This window comes from Photobacterium sp. OFAV2-7, from assembly GCF_022347985.1.
Taxonomy (GTDB): domain Bacteria; phylum Pseudomonadota; class Gammaproteobacteria; order Enterobacterales; family Vibrionaceae; genus Photobacterium.
This window is the reverse complement of the sequence record NZ_JAKRFQ010000092.1, coordinates 1-9,674: the sequence shown is the minus strand read 5'-3', so window position 1 is coordinate 9,674 and position 9,674 is coordinate 1. Positions and strand designations below refer to the sequence as shown.

The window sequence follows — 9,674 nt, the reverse complement described above, 5'->3', positions numbered from 1 at the left end:
CTGTAACACAGGCTCATACACAACAACTTCTATTCCTTTCGCTTTAATACGTTTCATGATGCCCTGAATCGACGAGGCACGAAAATTATCAGAACCGCTCTTCATGATCAGGCGAAAGATACCCACCACATTCGGCCGCTTGCTAATGATGGAGTCGGCAATAAAATCCTTACGGGTTCTGTTCGCCTCCACAATAGCGGCAATGATATTGTTCGGCACTTCCTGGTAGTTTGCCAGTAGTTGCTTGGTATCCTTTGGCAAACAGTAGCCACCGTAACCAAAAGACGGATTGTTGTAATGAGAACCAATCCGTGGGTCTAACCCAACACCCTCGATGATCTGGCGACTGTCGAGGCCATGTTTTTCAGCGTAAGAGTCCAGCTCGTTAAAGTAAGCCACCCGCATAGCAAGATACGTATTAGAAAATAGCTTTACCGCCTCGGCTTCGGTCGATTCCGAAAACAACACCTCAATATCTTCTTTTACCGCCCCCTGTACCAAAAGTTCTGCAAAACGCTTTGCACGCTCTGAGCGCTCACCCACGATAACCCGGGAAGGATACAGGTTGTCTAACAGTGCCTTCCCTTCACGCAAGAATTCAGGCGAAAAAATAATGTTCTCACAGCCGAGCTCTTGTTTGATTCGCTCGGTATAACCAACAGGTACCGTAGATTTGATGACCATCACCGCTTCGGGATTGATTGCCATCACGTCTTTAACCACACTTTCGACCGAAGAAGTATCAAAGTGATTAGTCACCGGATCATAGTCGGTCGGTGTCGCGATGATCACATACTCAGCTTTCTCATAAGCACACTGCTTGTCAATCATAGCGACTAAATTTAAGTCTCGCCCCGTCAAGAACTCGCTAATTTCTTTATCCTCTATAGGAGAAATTTGCTGATTGATTAGGCTTACTTTGTCTTCAAGAATATCAAGAGCTATCACGTCATTGTTCTGTGCTAACAACACGGCATTAGACAGCCCGACGTACCCAGTTCCTACAACAGTAATATGCATTACTAAACCTCAAATCATTCAATTTTCAGCTTTTAGGGAATAATTCATATTGTAACAATACTTATAAAGCACTGTATAAGGTCACTATTGTAGAGTAGTCGGTTTAACGCTTTATGACATGAATATTTAACACCTGTTAAAATTATCCTGCGTTTCGGTTGCTGTTACAATGATCTCGCAATCAGGTTTTGTCGTTGCCAGTTGCTGGGCCAAGGCTTCCTGAGCGGCAACATCACCATGGACAATCCGAATTTGCGACGGACCGTGCTTAATATTTGCCACAAACTGAACCAAATCATCTTGATCGGCATGAGCAGAGTAACCCGACAGCGAATGGATAGCGGCATTCACATCTACCCGACGATTATTAATATCAACAGATTTAGGCTGCTCCAAGAGCTGACGTCCCAAAGTCCCTCTGGCCTGGTATCCCACCATCACTACATCTGTTTGGGGCTCCGGTAACAAGGCTTCAAGATAGTTCATAATCCGGCCACCAGCACACATCCCGCTTGCAGCAACAACAATCGCAGGCTCTCCAGTCGCTTTCAGTCGATTAACAAGCGCAATATGATCAGAGTGCTGATTGATAGTTACACACTGCTCAAAAGACAAGGGATGCCGCCCGCTGATCACTCGTTGCTTTGCCTCTTTAGTCCATAGCCGCTGGAAGGTAACATACTGCTGCGTAACTTCCATTGCCAACGGAGAGTCCAGGATCACAGGAAGTTGGTGCCATTTAACAGTTGAATCAAGTTGCCTGGAAATACCTGTTATTGCCTTAGCAATCAAATTCTCTATATCAAACAGCAATTCCTGGGTACGACCGACGCTAAACGCAGGGATCAATACTGCCCCACCATCTTCAAGAGAACGGTCAATGAGTGAGGCTAAATGTTGTTCACGCTGACAAACGGGCTGATGCTGCTTGTTACCATAAGTACTTTCTATTACCAGCGTATCAACTTGTTCGGGTGATTGAGGATCAACATGCAATGGCGTATTAGAGGGGCCGAGATCGCCAGAGAAAACAACCTTATGCCCACAGGAATGGTTCACCTGCCCTTCTTCCGGTAATACAAGCTCGATATAGGCCGACCCCAGAATATGGCCGGCAGGACGAAAGCAGATACTTACCAACTCACTACTAGGCAAAATCAGCTCGACACGACAATCAAAAGGAATAGGCTTTAAAAGCTGCTGTACCAATTGGGTAAACCTGCTGCATTGGACCTTATTCAACCCAAGGTGGATTTTTAGGCCATCCTCCAGCATTAACGGCAATAACGCAGCTGTAGCCTCTGTCGCATAGATAGGGCCTCGGAAACCCGCGGCCAATAACCAGGGCAAACGCCCAACATGATCGATATGACAATGCGTCAGCAATAGCGCACGTATATGCTCAATTGGAAAGTCAATATCTAGCAGGCTCCCGCCTTCCTCCCCTTGGAACAAGCCGCAATCAATCAGCAGTCCGTAATTGCCGATTCGTACCTCATGACACGAACCCGTTACGCCAGTACGAGCACCATGATGAATGATGTTCACTATATTTGCCCTATGGTTTGTGAGCCTGCACCGATGATGGCAAATGCATAACAAAGGGTAAGTGCGCACCAAAGTTTACTAGAGACATATCACGGAAAAAAATCCATTCATGCGAGCGATATAGTACTAAGGAGAAGGTAGGTATGATAAATGACAAGCAAAAGTCTTAAAAAAAAGACAATAGCAATTTTGACACACCTTGTGGTGACACATAAAATTTCACATAGCAAGGTACAACAAAATAGTTCATCACCAAGCCTTCAAGGCTAGTATAAAATTTTAAAAATACGCAATAAACATTTCTAAAACGTTACCTTACTCGCTATTACCAATTTAGCGAACCACTTATTGCATATGTAACTTTAATGTCATCCGTAATAGATATAACATGTGTCAGTTTTTTGCTTATATCTAAAAGGTTATCCCTATGGACAGTGGACTTGCTTTAATCTTTATCTTTTCTTTCGTAAGCCTGTTTGTGCTACGAAAGGTAGCCAAAAAGATCCAGCTCGTCGATGTTCCATCAGGAAGAAAGCAGCACCTTGGCACTATTCCTCTTATCGGCGGTCTCGCTATTTTTGGCACCGTGACTCTTGCGCTACTCATGACACCAGACCTGGCCAGAGACACTAACCTTTACCTGTTCTGTGCTTCGGTTCTGGTTTTCACAGGTGCAATAGATGACAAATACGACATTAGCTTCAAAGCGCGACTCGTCATCCAGGTAATGATGTCTATCATTATGATTAAGTTTGGTAGCCTGTACCTCGCCAGCCTTGGTAATTTACTGGGCTTCGGCAACTTAACCTTAAACACCCCATTAAGCTACCTTGTCACGACTCTAGCCGTGCTCGGAGCCATTAATGCCTTTAACATGGTTGATGGCATAGACGGGCTGCTCGGTGGGTTGGCTACCGTCACCTTTTCATCACTTGGCTACCTGTTCTGGCTAGATCATCAACTTGATCTTTATCATTTCTGTTTGGTTATCGTTATCGCAACTATACCCTATGTCATGCTCAACCTGGGTTTTCCACTCGGACAGCGCTTCAAGGTGTTTATGGGCGATGCCGGAAGCGTATTCATTGGCTTCACCGTCATTTGGCTTTTGGTCAACGGAACTCAGGGCGAAAGCACACCACTTCGACCTGTAACGGCATTGTGGTTAATTGCGCTTCCACTTATGGATATGACAACCATCATGATCCGCCGTATACGTAAAGGTCAGTCTCCGTTTAAGCCTGACCGTGAGCACCTTCACCATATTTGCCAACGTATTGGGTTATCTCAACGAATGACCCTTCTTGCGATATGTGGCTTGGCATCACTCTTTGCATATATCGGTGTGCTAGGCGAACAAGCTAAAGTGAGTGAATCAATCATGTTCAGCGCCTTCCTCACGCTATTCGCTACCTACTACCTGTCTATCTCGCATATTTGGCGGATCACGGCACTCCTTCGTAGGATCAACATCAATATGACAGAAATATTCAGCAAAAGAGCTAACAGAGAAAACAGAAGCTAATTAGCCCTCACTAAAACTAACATCTTGAAATGGCTTAGGTGTAAACAGTAACCTCTATAGATCACATAATCTTAAGCCGTCTCAGAACTGCTACTTACATCCTCTGATATAAAAGCTACACTTCATTTATGCTCCACAGTGGCATAGCAGTGCTTTCAGTGACTTAAGCCGATATCTCGTTAAGGTCAAATTACCGAAAGCATGACTATAGCAAGAACTCTGTTAGTGGGAGGATGTATGCAAAAAAGCACAACTTTCAACTGGAGTGTAGAAAAACTTCTTGATGCAATCTTTGAGGCAGGCTTTATGTATCTGTTGAAGGGGTCTCTATTTCTTGACGAGCTTGAAAAATACGACAGACAATCGAAGGCGATGAGACGAGAAGATAGAAGGCAGGAATATTGAAAATATAAAGAAAAATCATTGCAAGCATTGTAGAACGCCAAAATTATTGAATAATTGACAATTCAACTAAATTTGACATACCCATAATACTCTCGGAGTTATCACATAACACCTATCAGCATTTTTAAGAAGCGACGCTGGCTTAAATAAAGTTTCTTTACTTTAACAGACAACATCGCTTCTTTATTCCGAGCTATTACTTTGACGGATAACCAGTTGGATTCTGTGACTGCCAACGCCATGTGTCTGCCGTCATGTCATCTAAAGTATGTGAAGCTTGCCATTGTAACTCAGACTTTGCCTTTGCAGGATCTGCCCAACATTCAGCGATGTCCCCAGGCCGACGTGGAGCAATTTTATACTCAATATTCACACCAGACGCTTTAGAAAACGCTTTTACCATCTGTAATACGCTGTAGCCATTCCCTGTACCTAGATTATAGATATGCAGACCTGCTGTTTTACCTCGATGATTAAGCGCCGCAAGGTGACCATTAGCCAGATCAACAACGTGAATATAGTCACGAACACCTGTACCATCAACGGTCGGATAATCATTACCAAATACGGACAGGTACTCACGGCGTCCTACAGCTACCTGGGAAATAAACGGCATAAGATTATTGGGGATCCCTTGTGGATCTTCACCTAGCTCACCAGATTTATGCGAACCAACCGGATTGAAGTAACGTAGAATCGTAATACTCATCTCAGGATGTGCTTTATGTATATCCGTCAAGATCTCTTCAACCATGAGCTTGCTACGCCCATATGGATTTGTTGCACTAGTTGGAAAATCTTCACGAATAGGCACAGAAGCCGGATCGCCATAGACGGTTGCTGACGAGCTAAAAATAAGACTATTAACATCTGCCGCCAGCATGGCTTCAACCAAGACCAACGTTCCATTAACGTTGTTATCGTAATACTTCAGCGGTTGCTCTACAGATTCACCGACAGCTTTCAGCCCTGCAAAATGAATCACTGACCCAATATCTTGTTCGGCAAAGACTTGATCGAGGAATGCACGGTCTCGAATATCCCCCTTATAAAAAACAGGTCGAACACCTGTCAGCTTTTCAACACGATCGAGTACTGTTTCCTTACTGTTATACAGGTTATCAAGAATAACTGGTGTCATTCCTGCTTCGATCATTTGAACGCAGGTATGGCTACCGATATAGCCCACCCCACCTGTAACAAGCACCTTCATCTTTAACTCCAAAATTCTTTTGTTACCGCTTATTTGTTATTTTTCACTGTTGGTTTGTTGTGGAGCTTGGCTCGACGTTTCTAAACTAAAATCAATGGGTCTATTGGTGCCAAACAGCTTATGGATAAAGGTAATAATACGCCAGATATGACTGATCACAAAGAAGTAAACCGCAAACACACCTAAGAAGCTAGCAAACATTACTGACTCACTGATCTTCTCCATGTCTGACCAAATACCAACACCTGCCATGACTATAGCCATAGTACAAATCACAAACAGCGACATACCTGAAGATAGCCCAATACGCTGGCAGATATGATGAAGATGTTCACGGTCAGGTTTGAACGGAGACTGTCCTTTTCGTATACGGCGGACCATGATTGTTGCCATATCCATAAGAGGAATTGCAATAACCCATAAAGCCGTTACCGGGCGAATATAGGTATTGTTCTCACCTTGAGTAGCTTCAATCAGCAACCAAATCACAGTGAAACCAATAAAGATACTGCCGGCATCACCCATAAAGACCTTAAACCGACGCCCTAAAGGGAAGCCAAGGTTTAGCATGATATATGGCAAGATTGCAGTCACAATCAAGCCACAAGTCATTGCTAAATCCATATTCCCATCAACCAAGAACATGAAGCCAAGCGCACCAAAGGTCACAGATGCCAAACCACCAAGCAAACCATCTATTCCATCGACCATATTGAAGGCATTTATCGCGCCAATAACACCAAGAACAGTAATAAGATAACTAGCAGCAACGGATAGCTCTATGGCTTCACTGCCCATTAGGTAACCCAAATTATGAAGGCTCTTATCACCTATCAGCATCATCGCAAACGATACGCCAGCCTGGATAAGAAGCCGAAGCTTGAAGCTAATATCATAGCGATCATCAACAACACCTGTAATCACCAAAATCATGGCGCAAACCAGGAATAAAATGGTATCAGGTGTTACGTCAGAAAATAATGTAAATGCGAAAGACAAAGTAGTAAAAATAGATACCCCACCAACAAGAGGAATTACCCCTTGATGATGTTTACGGGCGTTTGGCTTATCGACCAAACCAATGCGCTTTGCCACTTTTCGGAATAAGAAAAGGCTACAAAACGAAGCAAAAAATACAAAAATAAAAGCGGTAGGCATAAGGCTCTCGAAATTGAACTAAACCACGAGAGTTTAGTTAACAATAGAGTTGCTCCTAATAATAGGAGCATCCATTATTGTTGTAACAAATCTAGTATTTCTCGGGTTTTCTTTTCCATTAATGGAATGTTTTGCCGAGACTCGACATTTAGGCGAACGACTGGCTCTGTATTGGATGAACGTAAATTAAAGCGCCAATCTTCAAACTCTAAGCTTATACCATCTGTCTCATCAACAACCAACGCATCATGCTCATAATAACTACGTACACGAGCTATCGCTACTTTAGGTTCTTTCAGTTTAGAGTTTATCTCACCGGATGATGGATAAGCTTCTATACGCTTCTTAACTGTTTCAGATAACTTCATGCCTTTAACAGAAAGAAGTTCTGTCACTAATAACCATGGAATCATGCCACTATCACAGTATGCAAAATCCCGGAAGTAATGGTGAGCACTCATTTCCCCCCCATAAACAGCATCTTCTTTTCGCATACGTTCTTTAATAAAAGCATGTCCTGTTTTTGACATAACAGGCTCACCACCACCAGCATTCACAACATCTATAGTGTTCCAACTTAAGCGCGGATCATGAATGATTTTAGCGCCTGAGTTCTTCTGCAAAAAAGCTTCCGCTAGTAGGCCAACAATATAATAACCTTCAATAAACGTTCCTTTCTCGTCAAACAAGAAGCAACGGTCAAAATCACCATCCCAGGCAATACCCATATCAGCTTTATGTTCAAGCACCGCATTTGCTGTATCGGCCCGACACTCAGGAAGTAGTGGGTTTGGGATGCCATTTGGGAAATGACCATCCGCTTTATGATGAATTTTGATGAATTCTATCGGCACATTCAGTGCGTTAAAACGTTTTTCGATTTCATCAATAACGTGACCTGCAGCCCCATTACCAGAGTTGACTACCAACTTAATAGGCTTAATATTGCTAGGGGTAATGTAAGTCATCAAGTGATCAACATAAGATACTAAGTTTGATTGCTTGACTAATGTGCCACGTTGAGTAACTTCTGGAAAATCATTCTTCTCTGCAAGTACTTGAATATCGCGAAGCCCGGTATCACCACTGATTGGCTTTGCATCTTCACGAACCAGCTTCATACCATTGTAGTTCATCGGGTTATGGCTGGCAGTCACTTCAATTCCACCATCAACTCCCAAATCCTTAGTTGCAAAGTAAATCTCTTCAGTTCCCGTCAGGCCAACATCGATCACATTAACACCTGAGTCCATTAACCCTTCCGCCAATGCAAACTTAAGTTCTTCCGAAGTTAAACGGACGTCTCCCCCTACAACGACTGTTCCCGCCTGTAGGTGTTGACCAAACGCACGGCCAATTCGGTAAGCGATATCGTTGTTTAACTCTTCACCTAGTTCTCCACGAATATCATAAGCTTTAAAACATGTTAAATGACCCATAATCTGTTAGCTCCTACCGTAGCGATCTTCAAAACGAACAATATCATCTTCACCAAGATAACTGCCGGTTTGTATTTCTATCATTTCCAATGGGATCTTACCGGGATTTTCCAACGCATGAGTGGTACCTAATGGAATATAGGTAGACTCACCTTCAGTCACTAGAATGATTTCTTTACCATTAGTGACTTTGGCTGTGCCCGATACCACAATCCAATGTTCAGAACGATGATGGTGCATTTGAATGGATAGCTTCTCACCAGGCTTTACAGTAATACGTTTCACTTGATCACGTTTACCATAATCAATCGAATCGTACTTACCCCAAGGTCTATATACTTCACGGTGCAACTGATATTCATTGCGACCAGATTCTTTTAGCTGAGTCACAATTGATTTTACATCTTGTACTTGATCTTTATCGGCAACCAATACTGCATCCTTGGTTTCAACCACAACCAAATTATTAACACCAACAGTGGCAATCAATTTACTCTCAGAGTGCAAATAACTGTTGGTTGAACCGACAGTAATTACATCCCCTCTTGTGACATTCTGATTTGCATCTTTTTCTGAGACATCCCAAAGCGCAGACCACGACCCTACATCACTCCAGCCAGCATCCATGGGCACGACTATGGCACTATCCGTCTTTTCCATTACGGCATAGTCAATTGAATCATCGGAACAGGCTTCGAATTCCTCTTTATCAACTCGAATAAAATCCATATCTGAAGCAGTAATTGCCATAGCTTTTTTACAAGCAGAAAGAATATCTGGACGATATTTTTCTAGTTCTTCTAAATACCTTGAAGCTTTAAATAAAAACATGCCACTGTTCCAGTAATAATCACCACTCGAAAGATATTTTTCAGCAGTCATCAAGTCTGGCTTCTCAACAAACTGACTTACAGTAAAAGCCTCTCCTTGACTTTCGCCTGATTTAATATAGCCATAACCTGTTTCAGGAGCAGTAGGCACAATACCAAAAGTCACTAAGTTTCCAGCTTGAGCATAAGGCTTAGCTTTTTCAACCGACGACTGGAACGATTGACTGTTTTCAATTAAATGGTCAGCTGCCAAAACAAGTAAAAGTGGGTCTTCATCATTTGCTGAACCTTGAGTAGCTTGTAGAGCTGCTAGCGCAATTGCAGGAGCTGTATTACGGCCTACTGGTTCTAGAATGATTCCACTATGTTCATACCCACCAACACGCAGTTGCTCAGCAGCTATAAAACGATGTTCTTCATTACAAATTAATAATGGTGCTTGATGTTGGATTCCAGTAAGGCGTGAAACGGTTTGCTGAAGCATAGACTGTTCACCAGAAACCGCTAAAAATTGCTTTGGATACAATTCACGTGAA

At 42.9% G+C, this 9,674-nt stretch carries 8 protein-coding genes; 2 read left to right on the top strand and 6 right to left on the bottom strand.

Annotated elements, in window-relative coordinates:
- Both MHN01_RS07960 and MHN01_RS07955 read right to left on the bottom strand, forming a co-directional pair.
- Positions 1-1,020: nucleotide sugar dehydrogenase (locus MHN01_RS07960; RefSeq protein WP_239410843.1), on the bottom strand; the 1,020-nt coding region annotated here is incomplete at its 3' end.
- A 126-nt stretch (positions 1,021-1,146) separates the two neighbouring features.
- Positions 1,147-2,568 carry an MBL fold metallo-hydrolase gene (locus MHN01_RS07955; RefSeq protein ID WP_239410841.1) on the bottom strand — a complete coding sequence of 474 codons (1,422 nt, stop codon included), beginning with the start codon at positions 2,566-2,568 and terminating at the stop codon, positions 1,147-1,149.
- Between the two features lie 427 nt (positions 2,569-2,995).
- Between MHN01_RS07955 and wecA (MHN01_RS07950) the strand changes: the two genes are divergently transcribed.
- Both wecA (MHN01_RS07950) and MHN01_RS07945 read left to right on the top strand, forming a co-directional pair.
- Entirely contained in the window at positions 2,996-4,093 is a 1,098-nt protein-coding gene (gene wecA / locus MHN01_RS07950) for a UDP-N-acetylglucosamine--undecaprenyl-phosphate N-acetylglucosaminephosphotransferase (protein ID WP_239410840.1), read from the top strand.
- A 237-nt stretch (positions 4,094-4,330) separates the two neighbouring features.
- Complete coding sequence (locus MHN01_RS07945) at positions 4,331-4,498, top strand: hypothetical protein (protein ID WP_239410839.1); 168 nt, start codon at positions 4,331-4,333, stop codon at positions 4,496-4,498.
- Positions 4,499-4,694: 196 nt separating this feature from the next.
- Here MHN01_RS07945 and galE read toward each other — a convergent pair whose 3' ends face one another.
- The 4 genes from galE to MHN01_RS07925 all read right to left on the bottom strand — a co-directional run.
- The gene (gene galE / locus MHN01_RS07940) at positions 4,695-5,711 is read right to left on the bottom strand and encodes a UDP-glucose 4-epimerase GalE (protein ID WP_239410838.1); all 1,017 of its coding nucleotides are present in this window, start codon (positions 5,709-5,711) and stop codon (positions 4,695-4,697) included.
- A 36-nt stretch (positions 5,712-5,747) separates the two neighbouring features.
- Positions 5,748-6,869, bottom strand: a complete 1,122-nt coding sequence (gene wecA, locus MHN01_RS07935) for a UDP-N-acetylglucosamine--undecaprenyl-phosphate N-acetylglucosaminephosphotransferase (protein ID WP_239410837.1) — start codon at positions 6,867-6,869, stop codon at positions 5,748-5,750.
- A gap of 74 nt (positions 6,870-6,943) precedes the next feature.
- Entirely contained in the window at positions 6,944-8,308 is a 1,365-nt protein-coding gene (cpsG, locus tag MHN01_RS07930; protein ID WP_239410835.1) for a phosphomannomutase CpsG, read from the bottom strand.
- A 6-nt stretch (positions 8,309-8,314) separates the two neighbouring features.
- The coding region (locus MHN01_RS07925; protein WP_239410834.1) for a mannose-1-phosphate guanylyltransferase/mannose-6-phosphate isomerase at positions 8,315-9,674 on the bottom strand (1,360 nt) is incomplete at its 5' end.